This is a genomic window from Mycolicibacterium pulveris (genome assembly GCF_010725725.1).
GTDB lineage: Bacteria > Actinomycetota > Actinomycetes > Mycobacteriales > Mycobacteriaceae > Mycobacterium > Mycobacterium pulveris.
The window spans coordinates 2,813,912-2,837,269 of sequence record NZ_AP022599.1 but is presented as its reverse complement, the minus strand read 5'-3'; the positions used below and the strand labels follow the sequence as shown (position 1 = coordinate 2,837,269).

The following is a 23,358-nucleotide window of genomic DNA, read 5'->3' as shown; positions in this document are numbered from 1 at the left end:
TACCACCGTCAGACGCGTGGCCACTCATGGAACGCCTCGACGTGGCCGGGCGGTTCCCCCACGTTCTCTACCAGGCGCGATAGCCGTCGGCGCCCACTGATCCGCAACGCTGGACGAGATCCCCTCGTGCCGATCAGGGTCGGGGCGATGCCGACCCGCATCATCGCCGACGCCAGCGGGGCGTGCGTGTCCGGGGCGTGCGGATCAAGCCCGAGCAGGTACCGGTCGGCTTCGGGGGTGCCCGCGGCCAGCGTCCAGGCGCGCAGTTCCCTGGGGCCGGGCAGCCACTGCGGTGGCACCGTCTTGACCGCGCCACGGGTCCAGGCCACCGCCATCGGGACCAGCCGGGGGTCCAACGCGGTGCGCACCAGCGGCGTGTTCTCGTCGGTGCGGGTGATCTCGGGCTGCAGGCCCGCCTCGATCACCATCTCGGCGAGCCCCTCGGCCCGCCACATCGCGTCGACGACCACCGAAAGGCGTGCAGCCTGGTCCTTCCCGGACCCGACCAGCACCACCTGGCCGGGTGCAGCCAGCAGCCCCGTCAGGTCAGAGACCGCGGGCGGCACCGACTCTGCGGAGAAGAACGACAACTGGCTCACATGCCGACAGTAAGCCAGTTTTCGGTCACAACCGTGTCGCCCGGGCCGCAGCGGGGCGCAAAAGCAAACACCCCGCGCCGTCCGGATTTCTGGATTCGCGCGGGGTGCTGCCTGGTTTGAGTTGGTCTTTCTAGATGGCCCGAACACCCGTGGCCTGCGGCCCCTTGGGGCTTTGGCCGACCTCGAACTCGACCTTCTGGTTCTCCTCCAGGGTGCGGAAGCCGCTACCCTGAATTTCCGTGTAGTGGACGAAGACGTCAGCGGAGCCGTCCTCCGGCGCAATGAAGCCGAAGCCCTTCTCCGCGTTGAACCACTTCACAGTTCCCTGTGGCATTTCCTGTTGTTCCTTCTCTTATTCACCGGGTGCGGTCCACCGTGGTTCGGTACACCGGGCCGGTTCCGACCGCCATCCTTCGTGGAGTGCTCGGAACTCGACCCGACCTACAACCCTCGCAGGAACCGCGATCGCAACGTCGATCCTGCGAGTGCAAATACACGAACACAGAAGCTGCGACCGCCGTTAGTCAACCACGTTCCGCGCTGCTGCGACAGTTCTCGGCACAAGCAAGTCGGCACAATTGCGCTAGAAGACTCTCAGGAGGGGCACAAAATGGCGGATTTCGGCCGCGAGCTACTCGCCGGCGTGGTCGAGGACATCGCCGCTGACGGGCCCAATCCGTTGCGCCATGTCGCGGATCTGCCCGCGCGCCAGGGCCGGCCTCAGACGTGGCCGCCGTGGGCCGACCCAGATGTGGTGCGCGCGTTCCATGATCGCGGTATCGAGGCCCCGTGGTCGCACCAGCGCATCGCCGCCGACCTCGCCTATGACGGCCGGCACGTCGTGCTGAGCACCGGAACAGCGTCGGGCAAGTCGCTGGCATACCAGTTGCCGATACTGACGGTTCTGCGGTCTGATTCGCGGGCGCGGGCACTGTATCTGTCGCCGACGAAGGCTCTGGGGCACGATCAACTGCGGGCCGCGGTGTCGCTCACCGAGGCGGTGCCGATACCGGATGTCGCACCCAGTTCCTATGACGGGGACAGCCCTTCCGATGTCCGGCGCTTCGCCAGGGAGCGATCGCGGTGGATCTTCTCCAACCCCGACATGATCCATCTGTCGCTGTTGCGCAACCACGCCCGCTGGGCGGTGTTCCTGCGCAACCTGCGTTACATCGTCGTGGACGAATGCCATTACTACCGCGGCATTTTCGGCTCCAACGTGGCGATGGTGCTGCGCCGGTTGCTGCGGCTGTGCGCACGCTACTCGCCCACGAGTTCGATGCCCACCGTTATCTTCGCCAGCGCCACCACATCCGAGCCCGCCGCCACCGCGTCCGAGCTGATCGGGCAGACCGTCGCGGAGGTCGTCGACGACGGCTCCCCGCAGGGGGCGCGCACGGTCGCGCTGTGGGAGCCGCCGCTGCTCGCCGAACTCGTCGGTGAGAACGGCGCGCCCGTGCGACGTTCCGCGGGTGCTGAGGCCGCTCAGGTGATGGCGCGTCTGGTCGCCGAGGGCGCCCGCATGCTGACGTTCGTGCGATCGCGCCGCGGTGCCGAACTCACCGCGCTTGGCGCCAGGGCCCGGCTGGAGGAACTGGCGCCCGATCTGACCGACCGGGTGGCCTCGTATCGGGCCGGCTATCTGGCCGAGGACCGGCGCGCGCTGGAGCAGGCGCTGGCCGACGGCGAGCTGCGCGGCCTGGCGACGACCAACGCGTTGGAGCTGGGTGTGGACATCGCCGGCCTGGACGCCGTGGTGCTGGCGGGGTTTCCCGGTACCGTGACGTCGTTCTGGCAGCAGGCCGGCCGCTCCGGGCGCCGGGGGCAGGGGGCGCTGATCGTGCTGATCGCCCGCGACGACCCGCTGGACACCTACCTCGTGCACCACCCGGCGGCGCTGCTGGACAAGCCGATTGAACGGGTCGTGATCGACCCGACCAACCCGTATGTGCTCGGTCCTCAACTGCTCTGCGCGGCAACCGAACTCCCACTCACCGAAGCGGAGGTGCGGATGTGGGACGCCGAGGCGGTGGCGGAGACGCTCGTCGATGACGGGTTGCTGCGTCGGCGCGCCAACGGCTACTTCCCCGCTCCCGGCGTCGATCCGCATCCGGCCGTGGACATTCGGGGCGCCACCGGTGGCCAGATCGCCATCCTGGAGGCCGGAACGGGACGGATGCTGGGCAGCACGGGGGCGGGTCAGGCGTACGCGTCGGTGCATCCCGGCGCGGTCTATCTGCATCAGGGTGAGAGCTACGTGGTGGACTCGTTGAACCTCGAGGACGGCGTGGCGTTCGTCCACGCCGACGACCCGGGATACACGACGTTCGCCCGTGAACTGACCGACATCGTGGTCACCGGCGACGGGGAGCGAGAGACTCACGGAGAAGTCACTGTTGGGCTCGTGCCCGTCGCGGTCACCAACACGGTGATCGGTTATCTGCGTCGCCGGATGAGCGGCGAGGTGATCGATTTCGTCGAACTGGATCTGCCGACGCGCACACTGGACACCACCGCGGTGATGTGCACGATCACCCCCGAGGCCCTGCAGCTCAACGGGTTAGATCCGCTGCGTGTGCCGGGTGCGCTGCACGCCGCCGAGCATGCGGCCATCGGCCTGCTGCCCTTGGTCGCCAGCTGCGACCGCGGTGACATCGGCGGGGTGTCGACGGCCGTCGGCCCGGTGCACGGATTACCAACGATTTTTGTCTACGACGGCTATCCCGGCGGCGCCGGTTTCGCCGACCGCGGTTTCCGGCGCATCGACCCCTGGTGGTCGGCGACCGCGGCGGCCATCGAAGCGTGTGAATGCCCGTCAGGCTGCCCGTCGTGTGTGCAATCGCCCAAGTGCGGCAACGGAAATGATCCGCTGGACAAGGACGGTGCGATACGGGTGCTGCGGCTGGTGCTGGCCGAACTACGCGGTGCGCGTTGATGAGTCAGCGTAAGGGCCGGGCGGGCGGTTCGAGGCAGCGCAGCGGCGGTAAAGTGGCCCCCATGAACCACGACTGGTTGCTCGTGGAAACCCTTGGCACCGAACCCGTGGTGGTCGCCCAGGGCCGTAGCACCCACAAACTGGTTCCCATCGGCACGTTCCTGCGGCGAAACCCCCACCTGATGGCCATCCAGACCGCGATCGGCGAGACCGTGCGCGCCGGCCAGGGCCTGTCCAGCATCACCCCGAAGAACGACCGGGTGATCCGCACCGAGGTCGTGCAGATGACCGACGGGCGCATCCACGGCGTCCAGTTGTGGGTGGGGCCACCCGATATGGAGCCGCCGGAACGGCCCGTCGTCGGCCCGCTGGTGTGGGATCTGGACAGTGGGGTCGCCACCGCCACCCCCGAGTCGTTGGCCAACAGCGGGTGGGATCCCGAGCGGGAGCCCACGCAGGGCCGCACGTTCGCCGACGACCTCCCCAAGCGCGACCTGAACCCGAGCGAGGCCAAGGTGCTGTCGATGGTGATCCGGCGCGAGCCGGGCGCGGCGTTCTGCAGCACCTGGGACATCACCGATTACCGCGGCGAGCGCATCACCGTCGGCTTCGTGGTCCGCGCGGTGCGTGAACCCGACGACGACGGCGGCGACCGGCTGCTGTCGCGGGCGATGAACTGGCGCGCCGAGCGCGACGAGGACGCGGGCCCGCAGGACGATCTGGCCCAGCGCATCCTGGCCGGGCTGGCCCAGCCCGGTGTGCACCGCGCGCTCGTCGACCTGACGGATTGGACCCTGCTCAAGTGGCTCGACGATCCGGCGCCGTTCTTCGACTGGCGCGCCAGCATGGCCGGCGAGCACTCCGTGCACCCCGACGATCGTTCCCGTTTGGAGGAGATGGCCGAGCAGTTCGCGTCAGGCACCGCCTCCGGGGTGCTGCGGATGGCCGCGATCGACGGCGGATGGACGCCGGTGCACGTCACGGTCAACCGGATCGAGCTCGACGACGGCACCTACGCCGGGCTGGCGATGCTGCGTCAACCCAGTCCCGACGAGATTCCCGCGGCCTAGTTCGCCGCGTCACCGCGCCTGGATCGGTCCTGCCCGCGCGACGGCACGCGCCGGGCCCACCGTCAGCCGTCCGAGCGCGACGTCGATCTCGACGGCCACCACGACATCCAGATTCTCTACCGCGCAATCGGTGACCGCCGCGTGCATCGCATCCGCGGTCTCGGCGGCCCGGGTGCACGCCACGGCCGCACCGTCGACCAGGTACGTAGCCGCCGCCAACGCCGCCAGATCGGCGGCCGCCTGGGCGCGGTGACGCCCGATCACCGCCGCCCCGACGTACACCGCGCCGACCGTGATGGTCAGCAGCACCACCATCGCCCCGACAGCGACCAGGGTCGCCGAGCCGTCCTCACCGCGTGCCGGGTTCCACGGCGGCCACCGCGCGCGCCGCGACGGTGACACCCGGCAGCAGCGCCGACCGGGCGGTGACCGTCGCGACCACCCAGCCGCCCTCGCGCTGCACATCCAGCATCGCGCCGTCGGGCGCGACGCTGCGTGCAGCCGCGGCACCGTCGTCGCCGCGCGCCGCCAGCCGGGCGGCTTCACGGGCCGCGTCGACGCATCGGATGTGGGTGGACACCGCGGTGAGCCCGGCCGCGCACAGGATGAGGACCGCGACCAGAGCCGCGAGCGCGAACGCCGCCTCCACCGTCGCACCGCCGGCCTCCCCGCCTAGGCGTTGGTGCTCAGCGCGCGGTTGATGATGTTGGTCAGCGCGCTGACGATCGAGTCGCCGGTGACCACCGTGTACAAGATGGCGCCGAACGCCGCGGCGGCCACGGTGCCGATCGCGTACTCCACGGTGGACATGCCGTCCTCGTCGACCAGCAGCATCGCCAGCCGCCCCTGGGCGGCCCGAATCGTTCTCGCCAGCATCGGGTTTCCTTTCCTTCGTCGAATCCTTCGTCGAATTCACACGACCCCTGACCGCAATACGTCGCCGGCCAACCCGGCGACCACCGGCACAATGCCCAGGCACAGAAACGCCGGCAGGTAGCACAACCCCAACGGGCCGGCGATCAACACCGACGCCCGTTCGGCCGCCGCGCGGGCCGCGGCCGCGGCGTCATCGCGGGTTCGGGTAGCTAGATCCGTGACGCCGTCGGCCAGCGCCGCACCCGATACCGCCGATCGGCGCGTCAGCCGCAGCAGCGCCTCGAGGTGGCGGTTTCCGTGCCCCCCGGGGGCCGACCAGGCCAGCGCGGGATCGGCGCCCAACGCCAACAGATGCGCGGCCCGGGTCAGCAGCCCGCCGAGTGCCGGCGGGGCGAGCGGCGCCGACGCCGCGGCCGCCGGCGACACCGCCATCCCGGACCGCAGGCAGGCGGCGAACACGTCGAGCGCGGACGCGACGGCCAGCGGATCCGGTCCGTCCTGATTCGGCTGCGCTACCGCAGGTTTCGATGCGTTGACGGCCGGAAGAGCACGGCACGCACCCGGGCCGACCAGGATGGCCGCCGCGAGAAGCAGTGCCGCCGCGGTCATGTCAGGACTCGATCGGTGATCCGGTCCGACCACGCCAAGCCGGCACATGCCAGCGCGATCCCGATCGCCGCCAGCCACTGCCCCGCACCGCCGGAGCACAGAAAGCCCAACGGGTCGGCGCCGATCATCTGCCCGAGCCCGACGCCGAGCACCGGCAGCCCGGCCAGCACCGCGGCCGTCGTGCGCGCACCCGCCATGGCGGCGCTGACCTGGCTCGAGAACCGTTCGCGCTCAACGATGTCGCGTTGCGCGGTCCGCATCAGGGTTGCGATCGCCAGACCGTGCGTCTGCGCCAACTGCCAACACACCGCCAGCCGGTCCCAGTGCGCCGAGAGCGCCGATCGCGCCGCGACGCTGCGTAACCCCGCCGCGACGTCGGCACCCATCCGGGCCCGGGCGGCGACAGTGCGCAACGACGCGGCAACGCCGCCGTCCATGCTTCCGTCGACCTCCCGGGCGGCGGTATCGAAGGCGGCGGCCGGGTGCGCGCCCACCCGTAGTTCGCCGACAAGGACGTCGAGCGCGCCCTGCAGTGCGGCGGCTTCCGCCCCAGCGCGCCTATGGTGGGTTCGACGCCGACGACGGACTTCCGCGGTGGCCCCGACCGTGGCAGCGGCCACCACAAGACCCGGCGGCGCAATGACCGCGAGCAGCACCGCCAGACACAGCAGCGCCATGAGCCGGGCCCGGGTCGAGTGCGCAGCCGACGGACCCTCTTGCCTGCGCTGCAGCGCGAGGTGACGGGTGGGTGCGGGTGCGACCAACAACGCAAGGGCCAGCGCCACTGCCGCGCCGCTCATGAACGTCGTCGATTCTCGAGGAGGCTTCGCAATTGGTCTGCGCCGCGGCATGATCCGGTAACCAGCTGCCATGCCGGCACGCCGCACACGGCGCCGTCCGGCCCGCGCTCGAGCACCGAGATCTCCGTGAGCCTGCGGCGCCCGGCACGGTCGCGGCTGACGTGCACGACGACCTGGACCGCGGCGGCGAGTTGGCTGTGCAGTGCCGCACGGTCGAGCCCGCCGACGGCCGCCAGCGCCTCGAGCCGGGCCGGCACCTCCGCGGGGCTGTTGGCGTGGACCGTGCCCGCGCCGCCGTCGTGGCCGGTGTTGAGCGCCGCGAGCAGGTCGACCACTTCGGCGCCGCGGACCTCACCGACCACGATGCGGTCCGGACGCATCCGCAACGCCTGCCGCACCAGCTCGCGCACGCTCACCGCGCCGACACCCTCGACGTTGGGACAGCGGGCCACGAGCTTGACCAGATGCGGGTGGACGGGGGCGAGCTCGGCGGCGTCCTCCACGCAGACGATGCGTTCGTGCGCAGGCACCGAGCCCAGCACCGCAGCCAACAGCGTCGTCTTTCCCGCGCCCGTACCGCCGGAGATCAACATGGCCAGCCGCGCGCGGATGATGTCGTCGAGCAGCACCGCGGCCGACGGATCGATGGCGCCCGCACCCACCAGCGCCGAGAGATCCTGGGTCGCCGGGCGCAACACCCGCAGCGAAATGCAGGTGCCACCGACGGCCACCGGCGGCAGCACCGCATGCAACCGGACGGTGAACTCCCCGGTGCCCAGCCCGCTCAGGTGGCCGTCGACCCACGGTTGGGCCTCATCGAGGCGGCGGCCCGCCGCCAAGGCGAGGCGCTGCGCCAGCCGGCGCACCGCGTCCTCGTCGGGAAAGCGGATCTCGCTGCGGCGCAACCGGACTCCGTCGTCGACCCATACCGCATCCGGGGCGGTCACCAGGACATCGGTGATGCCGTCGGCGCACAGCAGCGGCTCGAGCACCCCGGCACCGGTGAGCTCGGTCTGCATCACCTGCAGACCGCGCAGCACCTCGCTGTCCCCGAGCAGACCACCGGATTCGGCCCGGATCGCCTCGGCGACGACGTTCGGGCGCAGCGCCGCCGAGCTCAGCGCCTCGGCGGCGAGCCGCTCGCGAACCCGGTCGATCAGCGACGCGGTCATGCCGCCTCCACCACGGGATGCTCACGCACGATGGCGAGCACCCGACCGGCGGCGTCGACCAAGGGAGACTGCCGTCGCAGTCGCAGCCCATCGCGCTCGAGCACGCGGGCCACCGCGGGCTGCGCCCGCATCGCGGCCAACAACGGCAACTCGACGATCTCGGCCACCCGACGGGACCGCAGGCCGCCCGGCGCGGGCCCGCGCACCACCACGCCCGCGTTCGGGTTGACCGTCGTGACCCACCGCGCCACCGCTGCCGCCGCCGCGCACGAGCGCACATCGGCAGGCACGACGACAGCGACCAGATCAGCGGAGGCCAGCGCCGTTTCGGCGGCCGTGGTCGACCGCCGGGCCACGTCGCAGACCACCGTCGCGCCACCGCGGCTGCCGGCCTCGATCACCGCGCCCAGCGGCACGGGGTCGATGTCGCCGCCGGTGCGGTTGCACGACAGGACGGTCACGCCGTGGCGTCGTGGTAGCGCGTCGCGCAGCGCGGGATAGGCGACCCTGCCCCCTTGCAGCATCAGATCCGGCCAGCGCAGCCCGGAATCGGCCTCGCTGCCCAACACCAGGTCGATGCCCCCGCCCCACGGGTCGACATCGATGAGTAGGGCCTCGCCCGCATTCGCTGAAGCTGTGCGGGCGAGCGCGGTGGCGAACACCGACGCACCGGCGCCGCCGCGCCCGGCGATCACCGCGAGCACCGTTCCGCGCGGCGCATCGTCGCGCACCGACTCGCTGGCGTCGGCCAGCTCGGCCATCAGCTCGGCGTCCTGGCCGGGCAGCGTGAGGACCCGTTGCGCGCCGACCGCGATCGCGGCCTCCCATTCGGCGACGCCCGGTTGGCACCGGCCCACCAACACCACGCGGGCCCGCCGGGGCAGGGCCCGCTGGGCACAGCGGTGGGCGGCCCGGGCATCGAGCAGCACGGCCGCCGCGCCAGCCCACACCCTGCGGCTCGACGGCTCGTAGGCGTGCACGGCGGGCAGGCCGGCGGCGGCGCAGACCCGGTCGACGTCGCCGCGCAGCGCGGGGTCTTCGATCAGTGCGAGGACGCCTCGGGTGGTGGCCATGGACCCACCCTGCGGGCAAACCCGGCCGCGCGCCATCGGCCCATCCGAATATGTGGATGAGTTCGCAGATGTGGATAGACCGCGGCTCCGGACGCCGAGCGAAAATCGCGTTCCGCAACGTCGCCACGCATCGCTACTTATCCGCGAGGCGAACCGTCTCGGAAAAAGAGACGACCCCCGCCAGGGGGGGAGGAGGCGGAGGTCGTCGTGTATCAGCCCCGGGGGGTCGGGCTGATGCACACCCGACATAGGCCGGGTAAGGCTCACTATACACACGCCAGTGCGGATCAACGCAAGGGTTGCTTGCTGAAGAAAGCACAGAAAAGACGAAAGGGACGTGTCACCGACACCTGTCGTGAACTGCCACTTTGTACGGACGCTCGGGTTGTGTCACGCGGCGGCACCTATGCTGGCGCCGTGACCGCATCGCAACCGCCGGCCGAACGGGTGGCCGGTCCGCACGCGGCGGCACCGGCCGGGCAGCCCGTCAGGACCGCGGCGTTCTTCGACCTCGACAAGACGGTGATCGCGAAATCGAGCACGCTGGCCTTCAGCAAACCCTTCTTCGAGCAGGGGCTAATCAACCGCCGGGCCGTTCTGAAGTCGGCCTACGCGCAGTTTCTGTTCCTGATGTCCGGCGCCGACCACGACCAGATGGACCGGATGCGTAGCTACCTGACCAACATGTGCACCGGCTGGGACGTCGAGCAGGTGAAGTCGATCGTCGGCGAGACGCTGCACGACGTCGTCAACCCGTTGGTGTTCGCCGAAGCCGCCGACTTGATCGCCGATCACAAGTTGTGCGGCCGCGACGTGGTCGTTGTCTCGGCATCCGGGGAAGAGATCGTCGCGCCGATCGCCCGCGCGCTTGGCGCCACCCACGCGATGGCGACGCGGATGGTCGTCGAGGACGGCCGCTACACCGGCGAGATCGCGTTCTACTGCTACGGAGAGGGCAAAGCCGAGGCGATTCGCCAGCTTGCCGCCCGCGAAGGCTACGCGCTGGAGCACTGCTACGCCTATTCGGACTCGATCACCGATCTGCCGATGCTGGAGATCGTCGGCCACCCGACCGTGGTGAACCCGGACCGCGCGTTGCGCAAAGAGGCCGCGGCACGCGGCTGGCCGGTGCTCACGTTCTCTCGGCCGGTGTCGCTGCGCGACCGCATTCCCGCCCCGTCGGGCGCCGCGATGGCCACCACCGCAGCGGTCGGCTTCAGCGCACTGGCGGCCGGCGCGCTGACCTATTCACTGCTGCGTCGCTTCGCCTTCTGACGCCCTTTTTCACCCGCCCGCGAGCGCCCCGTAACGATCCGGGACCACCCCGGCAGTTGGCCCTTGATGTGACCGCGGTCACGGGGTACAAAGGAAGCACGGAAGCTTGGCGAGGCCAAGGCCGAGCCGGAAGAGAAGGCTCGGACTCCCGAACCAAGCTCCCCAGCACGGGTCCCGAGTACCCACGCGGAGCACATGCCGCGAAATAGGCAGAAGTGTTGCGGGCCTGCGTATTTGCGATAAGCGGACGGCCTCGACAACCCTTTGGGTGGGGTTGCAGTCGTAGCGCATCGACAAGACGCCGAGGCCAACCCACGCAACCCACATTGCACGCTTGGTAACCGGGCTCCGTGCTAGCGGGCGGCGAGCCGAACTCCCTCGGAGCGCCGCCCGCATCGCGCTGTCTCGCGCTGGCCCCGCCGGGCAGCCTTAGTTCTGCTGCGAACCCGTCTGCGAACCCATGTTGTGCGCGATCGACAGCGCTTCGCGCGCACCGGCGTGCAGCGCCCGGCAACTCAGCAACAGCCACGCCGTCAACCCGTCGGGCGTCCCCGACGCGAAGCCGCGCGCCGCGGCCTTGTAGTCACCGGACTGTCGCATCAGGTAGACCTCCGGCACCCCGAGGCCGTGCGGATCCAGCCCGCTGGACATCGTCACCAACCGCGACACCGCCCTGGCCACCACGCCGTCGGCGCTGCCGAACGGCGCCAGCGTGAGCAGTTCACCGTGCGCGACGGCGGCAAGCACCGCCGCGGGCACTGCCTGCCCGGCGCTGCCCGTGACGATGTCGGCGAGCAACGCGAGCCGTTGCCCGACCTCGGCGTCGACGCGGGGACGGCCCAACCGGTCGTCGTCGACGAGGTCGGCGGCCGCCAACGCATGCAGCCGCGCGAGTGCCTGCAACGGCGCCCGCCGCCACACGCCGACCAGCGACGTCTCGCCGCCTTCGAGCGCCTCGGCCACCCGCAACGCCCCCGCGAGCACCGGGTCGAGCTCGTCGCCCTCGGCCAACTGCAACGAGCCGCCGTCCAGCACCGACGACGCCCGCGCACCGCGCAGCGCGGACTCCGCGGCGGTCGCGGGCCAACCGCGCAGATTGGTGCGGTGCCGGTGCGCACGGCCCAGCGCCTCACGTGCTTCCTCGCAGGCCTCGGCCACCCCGGGCAGCTCGATCAGCGGGGCCAACGGGCTTGCGGAAGCGGTCACGGCAGCCACGCTAGTCCAGCCGGCTCACCCGTCCCGCACCACGTTTCGCGCGCCCGCCGACAGCTTGTGACATGCCGCCGTGCGCGAGGCCTCGGGTGACTACCCTCACAGGTATGACAGAGACATCGGCGAAGCCCAACCACGCACCGTCCGTCTATCCGCCCTCCCCCGAGTTCGCCGCGCAAGCCAACGCGACAGAGGAGCTCTACCGCGAGGCCGAGCGGGACCGGCTGGCGTTCTGGGCGAAGCAAGCCGAGCGGCTGTCCTGGGACACCCCGTTCACCGATGTCCTGGACTGGTCGGACGCGCCGTTCGCGAAATGGTTTGTCGGCGGCAAGCTCAACGTGGCCTACAACTGCGTGGACCGCCACGTTGAGGCCGGCCACGGGGACAGGGTGGCCCTGTACTGGGAGGGCGAACCCGTCGGTGACTCGCACGCCCTGACATACGCACAGCTGAAGGAAGAAGTCTGCAAGGCCGCCAACGCGTTCACCGCGCTTGGGCTGACCGCCGGTGACCGGGTCGCCATCTATATGCCGATGATCCCGGAGGCCATCATCGCGATGCTGGCCTGCGCGCGACTTGGGGTGCTGCATTCGGTCGTGTTCGCCGGCTTCTCGGCCTCGGCGCTGGCCGCCCGCATCCAGGACGCCGAGGCCAAGTTGGTCATCACCTCGGACGGGCAGTACCGCCGTGGGAAGGCGGTGTCGCTGAAGGAGGGCGCCGATCAGGCGGTGCAGGGGCAACCGTCGGTCCAGCACGTCGTCGTGGTGGAACGCACGGGCATCGACATCCCGTGGACCGAGGGCCGCGACGTGTGGTGGCACGACATCGTCGACCGCGCCTCCGCCGAGCACACCCCCGAGGCCTTCGACTCCGAGCATCCGCTGTTTCTGCTGTACACCTCGGGCACCACCGGCAAGCCCAAGGGCATCATCCACACCACCGGCGGCTTTTTGACCCAGGCGGCCTACACCCACTACTACGTGTTCGACTCCAAACCCGAGACCGACGTGTACTGGTGCACCGCCGACATCGGCTGGGTCACCGGGCACAGCTACATCGTGTTCGGGCCGTTGGCCAACGGCGCGACCCAGGTGGTCTACGAGGGGACACCGAACTCCCCCAACGAGCACCGGCACTTCGAGATCATCGAAAAGTACGGCGTCACCGTCTATTACACGGCGCCCACGTTGATCCGAACCTTCATGAAGTGGGGCCGGGAGATTCCCGACGCCCACAACCTGTCCAGCCTGCGGCTGCTGGGCTCGGTCGGCGAGCCGATCAACCCCGAGGCGTGGCGCTGGTATCGCCACGTGATCGGCGGGGACCGGACGCCGGTGGTGGACACCTGGTGGCAGACCGAGACCGGTGCCATCATGATCTCCCCGCTGCCCGGTGTGACGGCGGCCAAGCCGGGCGCGGCGATGGCACCGCTGCCGGGGATCTGCGCCCAGATCGTCGACGAGGACGGCCACCGCATTCCGCCCAGCCCGCCCGATGCCGAACCGGTCACCGGATATCTGGTGCTCGACCAGCCGTGGCCGTCGATGCTGCGCGGCATCTGGAAGGACCCCGAGCGCTACAAGGACACCTACTGGAAGCGGTTCGAAGAGCAGGGTTGGTACTTCGCCGGTGACGGCGCCCGCTACGACGCCGACGGCGACATCTGGGTGCTGGGCCGCATCGACGACGTGATGAACGTGTCCGGACACCGCATTTCGACCGCGGAGGTGGAGTCCGCGCTCGTCGGGCACCAACACGTCGCCGAGGCGGCGGTGGTCGGGGCCAGCGATGCGCAGACCGGACAAGCGATCTGCGCGTTCGTCATCCTCGAGGCGCACGCCAAATCCAGCGGCGAGGAGATGGTCGAGGTTCTGCGCGAGCAGGTCGCCAAGGAGATCGGAAAGATCGCCCGGCCGCGCGAAATCCATGTCGTGCCCGAACTTCCCAAGACCCGCAGCGGCAAGATCATGCGCCGGCTGTTGCGTGACGTCGCCGAGGGACGCGAACTCGGTGACACCTCAACGCTGGTGGACCCCAGCGTTTTCGAGAACATCCGGACGGCCAGGTAACGTCATGAAGCGCCGACCGGGACGAAACCCGTTCCCGGTCGGTTCTTCGCGGTGATGTCGGCCAGCTGGGTGTTGAACGACATCGTCACCGCGGGCGTGTGCAGCGGGATGTACTTGATGATGCAGGTCGGCAGTTTCTCCGAGAACGCGCCGTGAATCATGCCCACGAGACGGTTGTTGACGGTGACCGGGGCCCCGGAGTCGCCCGGCTGTCCGCACACCTGGTTGACGAAGGTGCCGGGCTCGGTGCCCGGGCCCCATGTCACCCCGCAGGAGTAGCCGGTGGTGCGCCCCAGCTTGCAGGCGATGTCGCCGACGACGGGGTCCGGGCCCAGCCCGTCGATCTGAAACCCGTTGACGTTGTTGACCGGATGCACCTTGGCCGGGTCGAACTGGATCACCGCGTAGTCCAGCGCGTCGTTGCCGGCGACCATCGTGCCCACCACGCCGGCCTCGGGGGCGTCTTCCACGGCGACCTGCGCCCCCGGCCCCCCGCAGTGAGCGGAGGTGAAGCCGACCAGGTTGCCGCGATTGTCATGACCGATCGCGGTCAGCGTGCACATCGTCTCGCCGTTGACGACCAGTCCGGACCCGCCGCCCAGCGCCACCGGCTCGGCGGCGTGGGCCACCGGCGCCGGTCCCGCGAGGGCCACCAGCCCGGCAAGGGTGACGAGGGTGGTTCGCAGACGACGCAGGCAGCGGCCGCTGATCCTCAAAGATGTCTCCTCAATCGCGAGCCCGACCTGCCTTGCTGGAACGCAGCCAGTTTAACTTCGGTCGCCCGTGGTTGGCCGCACGCCACATGGCCACCGCCGACATGGCAACATGAACCGCGACCGATAGCCGAGGCGGGAGGAACTGTTCGTGAGCGATCGCAGGAATGGCGCGCCGACCACCGTGACGTCGATACCCCTGGTCGACCCGCACGCCCCCAAGGCCGACCCGTCGATCGGTGATCTGGTCAAAGACGTCACCACGCAGGTGTCGACGCTGGTGCGCGCGGAGGTGGAACTGGCCAAGGCCGAGATCACCCGCGACGTCAAGAAGGGGCTCACCGGCAGCGTCTACTTCGTCCTGGCGCTGGTGGTGCTGTTCTACTCCACGTTCTTCTTCTTCTTTTTCGTCGCCGAGCTGCTCGACACCTGGATCTGGCGCTGGGCGGCGTTCCTGATCGTGTTCGGCATCATGGTCGTGTTCACGGCGATCTTCGGACTGCTCGGTTACCTCAAGGTACGTCGCATCCGCGGCCCGCAGCAGACCATCGAATCGGTCAAGGAGATCCCCGAGGCGCTGACCCCCGGCCACGACAAGACCAAGGCGCTCGCGGCGGGCGACGGCAAGCCGGCGTCGACCACCGACCCGTCCGGCTGGTAATGCCCCGCGGGCACCCGCCCGACCCGTCGGTGGTTCGCATCGACGGTCCCTGGCGTCATCTTGGTGTGCACGCCAACGGAATTCGCTTCCACGTGGTCGAGGCCGACGCCACCGGCACGCTCAGTTCTGACGCCGACACGGTGCCGGCCACCGACCGGCCACTGGTCATCCTGCTGCACGGCTTCGGATCGTTCTGGTGGTCGTGGCGCCACCAGCTGCGGGCGTTGACCGGCGCCCGGGTGGTGGCCGTCGACCTGCGCGGCTACGGAGACAGCGACAAACCGCCCCGCGGCTATGACGGCTGGACCCTGGCCGGCGACACCGCGGGGCTGGTGCGGGCGTTGGGCCACAACGAGGCCACGTTGGTGGGCCACGCCGACGGCGGCCTGGTCTGTTGGGCCACGGCGGTGCTGCACCCGCGCGCGGTGCGGGCGATCGCCGTGGTCAGCTCGCCCCACCCGGTGGCCCTTCGTGCCTCTGCGCTCGGACACCGCGACCAGCGCTCGGCGCTGCTGCCCTCGCTGCTGCGCTACCAGGTGCCGATGTGGCCCGAGCACGCGTTAACCCGCCGCAACGCCCAGGAACTGGAGCGGTTGGTGCGCAGCCGAGCCAGCGCGAAATGGCTTGCCTCCGAAGACTTCACCGAAACCATCGGGCATCTGCGGCGGGCTTGTCAGATCCCGTCGGCCGCACACTCGGCGCTGGAGTATCAGCGCTGGGCGGTGCGCAGCCAACTGCGCGGCGAGGGACGGCGGTTCATGCGGTCGATGCAACGACCGATCAACGTTCCGGTCCTGCATCTGCGCGGCGATGCCGACCCCTACGTGTTGGCCGACCCGGTGTACCGCACCCAGCGCTACGCACCGCACGGCCGCTACGTATCTATCACGGGCGCAGGCCATTTCGCGCACGAGGAGGCGCCGGAAGCGGTCAACGAGCAGCTGTCGCGCTTCTTGGCTCAGGTGTACGGCTGACAGCTAGGAGATACAGGTGCCGGTGGGGACGCGCTCGGAATTGCCCACCTTGGCCATTTGACGCGACACCTCGTTGGCGGTCAGCACGAACCCGGTGTCGGCGTCGTCCACCGCGGCACCGAACACCACCCCGAGCACATTGCCGTCACGGTCGATCATCGGCCCACCCGAGTTACCTTGGCGCACAGTGCCTCTGATGGTGTACACCTCACGTTCCACCGTGCTGGTGCGGTAGATGTCGGGCCCGCTGAGCTCGATGATCTCTCGGACCCGGGCCGGTGTGGCGACGAAATCCCCGCCACCGGGATATCCCATCACGACAGCGTCGGTTCCCGTCGACGCCGGGGCCCCGGCGAATTGCAGCGGCTGCGACGCCAGGTTCGGCACGTCGAGGATCGAGATGTCGGCCTCGGGGTCATAGGACACCACGTAGGCCTCATACGTCTGGCCGTCGGCTTCGATGGTGACGCTATCGGAGCCCGCCACCACGTGCGCGTTCGACATCACCCGGTCGGGGCCCACCACAAACCCGCTGCCCTCCAACACCTTCTGGCAGCCCGGCGCGACCCCGCGGATCTTCACGACGCTGGGCCGGGTGGCAGCCACGACGGGGTCGACGGCCAACGAGGCGTCGGGGGCGTCGACGGCCACGATCGGGGTGCGCCCGAACGGCTGCAGCACGTCGGGCAGACCGGAGGTGTCCAGCAGTGCCGACAACCGGGTCGGCACCGACCGCAACCAGTCCGGCGCGAGGTCGTTGACCTCCTTGAGCACCTGGCTGCCGCGCACCGCGGCGGCCAGGTTCGGCTGATCGGACGATTGCAGCGGATAGGTCAGCATCCACGCGGCCACCAACACCGCGACGATCTGCAGCGCCACCCCGACCAGGGAGTCGATCGCCCGCAGCCCCCCGTTGCGGATAGCGCCGCGCACCGCGCGGCCCAGTACCACGCCCGCGATCTCCCCGACCACCACCAACGCGAGGATCAGGAACAACGTCACGAACAGCTTGGTGCGCGGGCCGTCGATGTTGGCCACCACGTGCGGGGCCAGCAGCACCCCGGCCACCGCGCCGAGCACCACACCGAGAAACGACAGCAGCGACCCCAGCGCGCCAGAACGCCAGCCCGAAAGCCCGGCGATGAAGGCGACGGCGAGAACAACGAGGTCGAGCCACTGCGACGAAGTCATGGTTGTGTTTCACCGTAACCGGCCTCGCGCCCGACGAGCGCCATTGCCTCGTCGAGTTCACGGACGTCCTCGGTGTCCCACGGCTGCGCCCACCCCGCGACGTCGAGCATCGCCGAGATGACGTGCCCGGTGAACCCCCACACCAGCATCTCGTTGAGCAGAAACGCCGGGCCCGCGAAACGCCGGGTATTTTCCTTGCGGTACACCATGATTCGGTTTTCGGGGTTGATGAACGCCCGCAGCGGAACCCGGGCGACGATCGCGGTTTCGGCTTCGTCGACGACGGCGACTGGGCCGGGGTCCGGGGAGTAGGCCAGCACCGGCACGACGTGGAAACCCGACGGCGGAATGAACAGCCGTTCCAGCGTGGCCACCGGGTGCAACCGACGGGTGTCGATGCCGATTTCCTCGTTGGCCTCGCGCAGCGCGGTGTGCACCGGGGTGAGGTCGCCGGGGTCGGCCGCCCCGCCGGGAAACGCGGCCTGCCCGGCGTGATGCCGCAGCGTCGCGGCGCGCACGGTGACCAGCAGGTCGACGTCCTCGGGGACGCCGCCGGTGTGCGTCTGCGGCGGCCCGGAGAACAGCACCAGCACCGCGGCGTCACGACCGGCGCCGGGCGTGGCCGCCGTCGCGCTGGCCGTCATCGCCATGCCCAGCAATTCGGGCGGCACCCGGCGGCGATAGACCCGTTTGACCTGGTCGGTGTTGTCGAGCAGGGACTTGAGCCACGGCGGCGCAGCGTCCGGGGCCAGCGGACTGTGCTCGCTGACCCAGCTCACCCCGGAACTCCTATCGACGGGTCGACCGCCGCGGCGATGTCGTCGGCGTTGTCAAACGAGCGCGGCAGGACGTCGGCAACGGTACCGTCCGCGCGAAGAACCACGGTTGCGGGCATGACGTTCGGTACCCGCAACGCGGCGGCGATCAACCGGCGCCCGTCCTGCAGGGTGGGCAACCGCACGCCCAGTTCGGCCAGTCGCAGCAGGGCCGCGGTCTCGTTCTCGTCCTGGTGCACCGTCAGCACGGTGACCTGGGGTCCGGCGCGGCGCTGGTACTCGGCCATCGCGGGCAGTTCGGCCGCGCACGGTGCGCACCAGTAGGCCCACAGGTTGAGCACCACCGTCCGGCCGGCCAGCGCTTGGGCGACGTCGACCATGGCGCCGTCCCCCGCGCATTCCAGGGTGATGCCGCGCAGGGCTTCGGGCCCCTCGCCGACCCCCGGCGTCGGGCACGGCGCAAGGTCCGCGCGCGCTCGGGGGCCGGCCAGGGCTTCCGGAGTGTCGACGTCGCGGCGGTCGCGGGCGGTGCCCGGGTCTTTCGGGCCGGTGCCGGCGTCGCCGTCGTCGCCCAGTTCTGCCCACAGCGCCACGCCCAGCGCGACCAGGACGACCATCACCGCGACGGTCCAGCGGGTCGAGCTGCGCATGGTTGTCCACCCCGGGCGGGCTACAGCCCGGCCAGCGCCAGCAGGTGCTCGGTTTCGGGGCCCTTGACCAGGGGCGCAGCGACCAGGGGGTCGGTCGGCCCGAGGCCGTACGAGGGGCAGTCGTCGGCCAGCACGCACACCCCGCAGGCCGGTTTACGCGCGTGGCAGACCCGGCGTCCGTGGAAGATGACGCGGTGGCTCAGGTCGGTCCACTCCTTGCGGGGGATCAGCTCGCCGACCGCGTGCTCGACCTTGACCGGGTCTGTCTCGTCGGTCCACCGCCACCGCCGCACCAGCCTGCCGAAATGGGTGTCGACGGTGATGCCGGGAATGCCGAACGCGTTGCCGAGGATGACGTTGGCGGTCTTGCGCCCGACGCCGGGCAGCGTGACCAGCTCCTCCATGGTGGCGGGCACCTGACCGTCGAACCGCTCCTCGAGTTCCTGGCCCAGCCGGATCAGCGCGCTGGCCTTGTTGCGGAAGAAGCCGGTGGGGCGGATCAGCTCCTCGAGTTCGGCGCGGTCGGCCTGTGCGTAGTCGCGGGCGGTGCGGTAGCGCTTGAACAGCGCGGGCGTGGTGAGGTTGACCCGTTTGTCGGTGCTCTGCGCGGAAAGAATGGTCGCGACCGTGAGCTCGAGCGGGTTGGTGAAGTCCAGTTCGCAGTACACGTGTGGAAATGCCTGCGCGAGTTTCCGATTCATTCGCCGCGCTCGACGGACGAGGCCGATGCGGGTTTCGCTGTCCCATTTCCGGGCGCGTTTTGCCGCGGCCGGCTTGTCCGTTGATGTCTCGCCCACCGTCACGAAGGCCAGCCTACTGACGACGTCAGACATCGCCGAACGACGCTACGGCGGACCGGTGACAATTCGTGATCCCGCTGAGACCTTGGCCGTGTTTACTTCAGCCTTGTGTCCTGGTTGCTGGTCGGATTGATTCCGGGGTTGCTGATGCTGGCGACGTTGGGCCTCGATCGTCTCGAGGCGGGTCTCAACCGCGACACGGTGTCGGCCACCGACGTGGCCACTTTCCTCGCCCACGCCGGGGCCGCGGACGTCGACACGCTGGCCCGGGACGGGATGGGCACCGCGCTGGACCGGGCGCGGCAACGCCAGCACACCCACGATTCGCCAAGTAGCAGGCTGACCAGCAACGGAGCGACATCGGATTTGCCAACGCGGTATTACGGTCATCGGAGCGCCAATCCGGGATTTCAGCCGACTCGACATGCGAATCGTGTGTAGCGTGGGCTGGTCGCGAATTGGGGTACCTCTAGACTGATTTCGCTAACCGGCTAGAGGTCGGCTTGCGCATGTCATATCACCCAACAGGCTAAGAGGGGCAACGTGGACGAGATCCTGGCGAGGGCCGGAATCTTCCAGGGGGTCGAACCCAGCGCCGTGGCGGCGCTGACAAAGCAACTGCAGCCCGTCGACTTCCCCCGGGGGCATACCGTGTTCGCCGAAGGGGAGCCAGGCGACCGGTTGTACATCATCGTGTCCGGAAAGATCAAGATCGGGCGACGATCGCCGGACGGCCGCGAGAATCTGCTCACCATCATGGGCCCGTCGGACATGTTCGGCGAGCTGTCGATCTTCGACCCCGGGCCGCGGACGTCGAGCGCCACCACGATCACCGAGGTGCGCGCCGTCACGATGGACCGCGACGCGCTGCGATCGTGGATCGCCGATCGCCCCGAGATCGCCGAGCAGCTGCTGCGGGTGCTGGCCCGCCGCCTGCGCCGCACCAACAACAACCTGGCCGACCTGATCTTCACCGACGTGCCCGGCCGCGTGGCCAAGCAACTGCTTCAGTTGGCCCAGCGCTTCGGCACCCAGGAGGGCGGCGCGCTGCGCGTGACGCACGACCTGACCCAGGAGGAGATCGCTCAGCTCGTCGGGGCCTCGCGCGAGACCGTCAACAAGGCGCTCGCCGACTTCGCACATCGCGGCTGGATTCGACTGGAGGGCAAGAGCGTACTGATCTCTGACTCCGAGCGGCTGGCCCGCCGCGCCCGCTAATCATCTGCGCCGTTTCGTTCGCCGAGATCGACGAAATGGCGGGATTTACTCACACTTTCCCGCCCGTTTGTCCCTTTGGGCGAGAATTGGGGCGAGAATTGGGGCGCCCCAGGGGTCAGGCTCGCAGGTAGTCCAGCTGGGCCTGCACGGACCATTCGGCGACGTCCCAGAGTTCTTCATCGACGTCGGTGTACACGTGCTCGACGATCTGGCGGGTGGTTGCGTCGTCGCCGAGCTCCCGTAACGCCGCGCGCACCTGCTCGAGCCGCTCTGCGCGGTGGGCCAGATACATGTCGCTGACGGCCTGAAGATCGGCGAGCTCGGGCCCGTGGCCGGGCAGCACCGTGCGCCCGCCCAGGCCGCGCAGCCGGCGCAACGACTCCAGGTACTCCTGCAGGCTGCCGTTCTCCTTGTCGATCACGGTGGTGCCGCGGCCCAGCACCGTGTCGGCGGTCAACACCGCGTCGTCGAGGACGAACGACACCGAGTCCGCGGTGTGCCCCGGGGTGGCCATCACGGTGATCCGCAGCCCCGCCGCCTCGATGACCTCGCCGTCGGTGAGCGGTCCGCCCAGCCCGCGAAGGAATCCGCTGCCCATCGAGCGGACCACCGCGCCGGTGCGCTCGACGATGCGGTCGATGGCGCCGGTGTGGTCCTCGTGGCGGTGGCTGATCAGGATCAGCGGGATGTCGCCGAGTTCGGCGAGCCGCGCGACGTGCTCGTCGTCCTCATCAGGCCCGGGGTCGACGAGCACCATCTCGTCGCTGCCCGGTCCGCGCAGCACCCAGGTGTTGGTGCCGTCGAGCGTCATCTTGCCGGGGTTGTCGCACAGCAGCACCGACGCGGTCTGGGTCACCGGCCGCAGCTGCCCGTAGGCGGGATGCTCGAGGGTCACCGCTGGCTCACGCCACCTCGACGATGATCTCGACTTCCACCGGGGCGTCCAGCGGCAACGCCGACACCCCGAGCGCCGACCGGGCGTGCGCGCCCGCGTCGCCGAAAACCTCGCCGAACAGCTCCGAGGCGCCGTTGACCACCCCGGGCTGGCCGTAGAACCCCGGCGCCGACGCGACGAACCCGACCACCTTTACCACCCGGGTGATCGCGTCGATGCCGGTCAGCGAATGCACCGCGGCCAGCGCGTTGAGCGCGCACACCCGCGCCAGCGCCTTGCCCTCCTCGGGGCTCACCTCGGCGCCCACCTTGCCGGTCTGCGCCAGCGCGCCGTCTTTCATCGGCAGCTGCCCGGCGGTGTAGACCAGGTTGCCGGTGCGCACCGCGGGCACATAGGCCGCCAGCGGGGGCACCAACGCGGGCAGTTCGATGCCCAACTCGGCCAACCGGCCGGCCGGGGTCTGATGTCGCCGGCCCTCCGGCTCCGGAGTCTGATGTCGCCGGCCCTCCGGCTCCGGAGTCATTTCGGTCGTTTGAGGTAGGCGACGTGTTGTTCACCGGTGGGCCCCGGCAGCACCGCCACCAGTTCCCAGCCATCCTCGCCCCACTGGTCGAGGATCTGCTTGGTCGCGTGGGTGAGCAACGGGACGGTGGAGTACTCCCAACGGGTCGGTTCGGTCATATGCCGAGCTTATCCGGCGGTCAAATGCGGCTGCGGGCGTCATGAGCCCGCAAACCACTTCGTTAGCATGCACTGGTGGCTTCCACTATCAACGGCAAGCATTCCGTCGGCTGGCCGTCTCGCCTCACCAAGGCGCGCCTGCATTTCGTCACCGGCAAGGGCGGTACCGGCAAGTCGACAATCGCCGCGGCTTTGGCGTTAGCACTAGCCGCCGGCGGGCGCAAGGTGCTGCTGGTGGAAGTCGAAGGGCGCCAAGGCATTGCGCAGCTTTTCGACGTTCCGCCGCTGCCGTATGAAGAGGTCAAGATCGCCACCGCCGAGGGCGGCGGCCAGGTCAACGCGCTGGCGATCGACACCGAGGCGGCGTTCCTGGAATACCTCGACATGTTCTACAACCTCGGGCTGGCCGGGCGCGCGATGCGCAGGATCGGCGCGGTGGAGTTCGCGACGACGATCGCCCCCGGGCTGCGAGATGTGCTGCTCACCGGAAAGATCCGCGAGGTCGTGACCCGCGCCGAAAAGGGCAAGCACCCGGTGTACGACGCCGTCGTGGTGGACTCGCCGCCGACCGGGCGCATCGCCCGGTTCCTCGACGTCACCAAGGCCGTTTCCGATCTGGCCAAGGGCGGGCCGGTGCACGGGCAGGCCGAAAGCGTCGTCAAGGTGCTGCATTCCGATCTCACCGCGATTCATCTCGTCACGCTGTTGGAGGCGCTGCCGATCCAGGAGACGCTGGAGGCCATCGACGAGCTCAAGGCGCTCGGTCTGCCGATCGGCAGCGTCATCGTCAACCGCAACATCCCGGCGTACCTGTCACCGGAAGATCTGGCGAAGGCCGCCGAGGGCGACATCGACGCCGACGAGGTGCGATCCACTCTTGCCGAGGTCGGGATCACACTGTCCGACAAGGATTTCGCTGGACTGCTCACCGAGGCGATCCAGCACGCCACCCGAATCAAGGCTCGCGCGGAGAGCGCTGAACAACTCGACGCGCTCGATGTGGCGCGCCTTGCGCTGCCGCAGATCGCCGACGGCGTTGATCTGGGCAGCCTGTATGAGCTCGCCGAAGAGCTTGCGCAGCAGGGCGTCCGGTAGGCCCATCAGACCGT

General features: G+C 69.6%; 27 protein-coding genes. 9 read left to right on the top strand and 18 right to left on the bottom strand.

Translation table 11 applies throughout. The features are described 5' to 3' along the window. Nucleotides 1-8 precede the first annotated feature (8 nt). Nucleotides 9-599, bottom strand: coding sequence for a hypothetical protein (locus G6N28_RS13725; protein WP_163901082.1), 591 nt, complete (start codon nucleotides 597-599; stop codon nucleotides 9-11). Nucleotides 600-729: 130 nt separating this feature from the next. Beyond that, entirely contained in the window at nucleotides 730-933 is a 204-nt protein-coding gene (locus G6N28_RS13720; protein ID WP_003882601.1) for a cold-shock protein, read from the bottom strand. 276 nt (nucleotides 934-1,209) lie between these two features. Here G6N28_RS13720 and G6N28_RS13715 point away from each other — a divergent pair, with 276 nt between their 5' ends. Then, complete coding sequence (locus G6N28_RS13715) at nucleotides 1,210-3,534, top strand: DNA 3'-5' helicase SftH (RefSeq protein ID WP_163901080.1); 2,325 nt, start codon at nucleotides 1,210-1,212, stop codon at nucleotides 3,532-3,534. 62 nt (nucleotides 3,535-3,596) lie between these two features. After that, nucleotides 3,597-4,604 carry a PAS domain-containing protein gene (locus G6N28_RS13710; RefSeq protein ID WP_163901078.1) on the top strand — a complete coding sequence of 336 codons (1,008 nt, stop codon included), beginning with the start codon at nucleotides 3,597-3,599 and terminating at the stop codon, nucleotides 4,602-4,604. Between the two features lie 9 nt (nucleotides 4,605-4,613). Here the strand turns inward: G6N28_RS13710 and G6N28_RS13705 are convergent, their stop codons facing one another. Genes G6N28_RS13705 through ssd form a run of 7 tightly spaced genes read right to left on the bottom strand, consistent with a single transcriptional unit; the run spans nucleotide 4,614 to nucleotide 9,134 of the window. Next, the gene (locus tag G6N28_RS13705) at nucleotides 4,614-5,006 is read right to left on the bottom strand and encodes an Rv3654c family TadE-like protein (RefSeq protein WP_235674563.1); all 393 of its coding nucleotides are present in this window, start codon (nucleotides 5,004-5,006) and stop codon (nucleotides 4,614-4,616) included. Beyond that, nucleotides 4,954-5,253, bottom strand: a complete 300-nt coding sequence (locus tag G6N28_RS13700; RefSeq protein WP_163901074.1) for a TadE family type IV pilus minor pilin — start codon at nucleotides 5,251-5,253, stop codon at nucleotides 4,954-4,956. Before G6N28_RS13700 ends, G6N28_RS13705 begins: the two co-directional genes overlap by 53 nt. A gap of 23 nt (nucleotides 5,254-5,276) precedes the next feature. After that, nucleotides 5,277-5,480, bottom strand: coding sequence for a DUF4244 domain-containing protein (locus G6N28_RS13695; RefSeq protein ID WP_163901072.1), 204 nt, complete (start codon nucleotides 5,478-5,480; stop codon nucleotides 5,277-5,279). A 36-nt stretch (nucleotides 5,481-5,516) separates the two neighbouring features. Beyond that, nucleotides 5,517-6,089: a type II secretion system F family protein gene (locus G6N28_RS13690; protein WP_163901071.1), complete on the bottom strand. Its 573-nt coding sequence runs from the start codon at nucleotides 6,087-6,089 to the stop codon at nucleotides 5,517-5,519. Next, the gene (locus G6N28_RS13685; protein WP_163901069.1) at nucleotides 6,086-6,889 is read right to left on the bottom strand and encodes a type II secretion system F family protein; all 804 of its coding nucleotides are present in this window, start codon (nucleotides 6,887-6,889) and stop codon (nucleotides 6,086-6,088) included. The genes G6N28_RS13690 and G6N28_RS13685 overlap by 4 nt, the downstream gene beginning before the upstream one ends. Next, the gene (locus G6N28_RS13680) at nucleotides 6,886-8,061 is read right to left on the bottom strand and encodes a TadA family conjugal transfer-associated ATPase (protein ID WP_163901067.1); all 1,176 of its coding nucleotides are present in this window, start codon (nucleotides 8,059-8,061) and stop codon (nucleotides 6,886-6,888) included. The genes G6N28_RS13685 and G6N28_RS13680 overlap by 4 nt, the downstream gene beginning before the upstream one ends. Further along, nucleotides 8,058-9,134 carry a septum site-determining protein Ssd gene (gene ssd / locus G6N28_RS13675; protein WP_163901065.1) on the bottom strand — a complete coding sequence of 359 codons (1,077 nt, stop codon included), beginning with the start codon at nucleotides 9,132-9,134 and terminating at the stop codon, nucleotides 8,058-8,060. Before ssd ends, G6N28_RS13680 begins: the two co-directional genes overlap by 4 nt. 417 nt (nucleotides 9,135-9,551) lie before the next feature. Here ssd and G6N28_RS13670 point away from each other — a divergent pair, with 417 nt between their 5' ends. After that, nucleotides 9,552-10,409, top strand: a complete 858-nt coding sequence (locus tag G6N28_RS13670) for an HAD-IB family hydrolase (protein WP_163901063.1) — start codon at nucleotides 9,552-9,554, stop codon at nucleotides 10,407-10,409. Nucleotides 10,410-10,838: 429 nt separating this feature from the next. Here G6N28_RS13670 and G6N28_RS13665 read toward each other — a convergent pair whose 3' ends face one another. Beyond that, entirely contained in the window at nucleotides 10,839-11,615 is a 777-nt protein-coding gene (locus G6N28_RS13665; RefSeq protein ID WP_163901061.1) for an oxidoreductase, read from the bottom strand. Between the two features lie 113 nt (nucleotides 11,616-11,728). Between G6N28_RS13665 and acs the strand changes: the two genes are divergently transcribed. Continuing rightward, entirely contained in the window at nucleotides 11,729-13,690 is a 1,962-nt protein-coding gene (gene acs / locus G6N28_RS13660; RefSeq protein ID WP_163901059.1) for an acetate--CoA ligase, read from the top strand. Nucleotides 13,691-13,692: 2 nt separating this feature from the next. Here the strand turns inward: acs and G6N28_RS13655 are convergent, their stop codons facing one another. Continuing rightward, nucleotides 13,693-14,376 (bottom strand): S1 family peptidase, encoded by a 684-nt coding sequence (locus G6N28_RS13655; RefSeq protein WP_163906234.1) that lies wholly within the window; start codon nucleotides 14,374-14,376, stop codon nucleotides 13,693-13,695. A 178-nt stretch (nucleotides 14,377-14,554) separates the two neighbouring features. Here G6N28_RS13655 and G6N28_RS13650 point away from each other — a divergent pair, with 178 nt between their 5' ends. Together G6N28_RS13650 and G6N28_RS13645 are read left to right on the top strand one after the other, a co-directional pair. Next, the gene (locus G6N28_RS13650; RefSeq protein WP_163901057.1) at nucleotides 14,555-15,064 is read left to right on the top strand and encodes a phage holin family protein; all 510 of its coding nucleotides are present in this window, start codon (nucleotides 14,555-14,557) and stop codon (nucleotides 15,062-15,064) included. Beyond that, on the top strand, nucleotides 15,064-16,038 hold the full coding sequence (locus G6N28_RS13645; protein ID WP_163901055.1) for an alpha/beta fold hydrolase: 975 nt from the start codon (nucleotides 15,064-15,066) through the stop codon (nucleotides 16,036-16,038). Before G6N28_RS13650 ends, G6N28_RS13645 begins: the two co-directional genes overlap by 1 nt. Before the next feature lie 3 nt (nucleotides 16,039-16,041). Here the strand turns inward: G6N28_RS13645 and marP are convergent, their stop codons facing one another. The 4 genes from marP to nth are packed head-to-tail and all read right to left on the bottom strand — an operon-like array spanning nucleotide 16,042 to nucleotide 19,488. Beyond that, nucleotides 16,042-17,229, bottom strand: coding sequence for an acid resistance serine protease MarP (marP, locus tag G6N28_RS13640; protein ID WP_163901053.1), 1,188 nt, complete (start codon nucleotides 17,227-17,229; stop codon nucleotides 16,042-16,044). After that, complete coding sequence (locus G6N28_RS13635; RefSeq protein ID WP_163901051.1) at nucleotides 17,226-18,008, bottom strand: NUDIX hydrolase; 783 nt, start codon at nucleotides 18,006-18,008, stop codon at nucleotides 17,226-17,228. Before G6N28_RS13635 ends, marP begins: the two co-directional genes overlap by 4 nt. Continuing rightward, on the bottom strand, nucleotides 18,005-18,655 hold the full coding sequence (locus G6N28_RS13630; protein WP_163901049.1) for a TlpA family protein disulfide reductase: 651 nt from the start codon (nucleotides 18,653-18,655) through the stop codon (nucleotides 18,005-18,007). The genes G6N28_RS13635 and G6N28_RS13630 overlap by 4 nt, the downstream gene beginning before the upstream one ends. Before the next feature lie 20 nt (nucleotides 18,656-18,675). Further along, on the bottom strand, nucleotides 18,676-19,488 hold the full coding sequence (gene nth / locus G6N28_RS13625) for an endonuclease III (RefSeq protein ID WP_163901047.1): 813 nt from the start codon (nucleotides 19,486-19,488) through the stop codon (nucleotides 18,676-18,678). Between the two features lie 114 nt (nucleotides 19,489-19,602). Between nth and G6N28_RS13620 the strand changes: the two genes are divergently transcribed. After that, on the top strand, nucleotides 19,603-19,896 hold the full coding sequence (locus G6N28_RS13620; protein WP_235674765.1) for a hypothetical protein: 294 nt from the start codon (nucleotides 19,603-19,605) through the stop codon (nucleotides 19,894-19,896). Between the two features lie 102 nt (nucleotides 19,897-19,998). Continuing rightward, nucleotides 19,999-20,673, top strand: coding sequence for a cAMP-activated global transcriptional regulator CRP (crp, locus tag G6N28_RS13615; protein WP_046754443.1), 675 nt, complete (start codon nucleotides 19,999-20,001; stop codon nucleotides 20,671-20,673). 115 nt (nucleotides 20,674-20,788) lie between these two features. Here the strand turns inward: crp and G6N28_RS13610 are convergent, their stop codons facing one another. From G6N28_RS13610 to G6N28_RS13600, 3 genes are read right to left on the bottom strand one after another with little or no spacing between them, the layout of a single operon-like run. Next, on the bottom strand, nucleotides 20,789-21,568 hold the full coding sequence (locus tag G6N28_RS13610) for an MBL fold metallo-hydrolase (protein WP_163901043.1): 780 nt from the start codon (nucleotides 21,566-21,568) through the stop codon (nucleotides 20,789-20,791). Nucleotides 21,569-21,575: 7 nt separating this feature from the next. Continuing rightward, on the bottom strand, nucleotides 21,576-22,091 hold the full coding sequence (locus tag G6N28_RS13605; RefSeq protein ID WP_163901041.1) for a RidA family protein: 516 nt from the start codon (nucleotides 22,089-22,091) through the stop codon (nucleotides 21,576-21,578). Further along, on the bottom strand, nucleotides 22,088-22,249 hold the full coding sequence (locus G6N28_RS13600; RefSeq protein WP_163901039.1) for a Sp36 family protein: 162 nt from the start codon (nucleotides 22,247-22,249) through the stop codon (nucleotides 22,088-22,090). Before G6N28_RS13600 ends, G6N28_RS13605 begins: the two co-directional genes overlap by 4 nt. A 75-nt stretch (nucleotides 22,250-22,324) precedes the next feature. Between G6N28_RS13600 and G6N28_RS13595 the strand changes: the two genes are divergently transcribed. After that, entirely contained in the window at nucleotides 22,325-23,344 is a 1,020-nt protein-coding gene (locus tag G6N28_RS13595; RefSeq protein ID WP_163901037.1) for an ATPase BagA, read from the top strand. Nucleotides 23,345-23,358 lie beyond the last annotated feature (14 nt).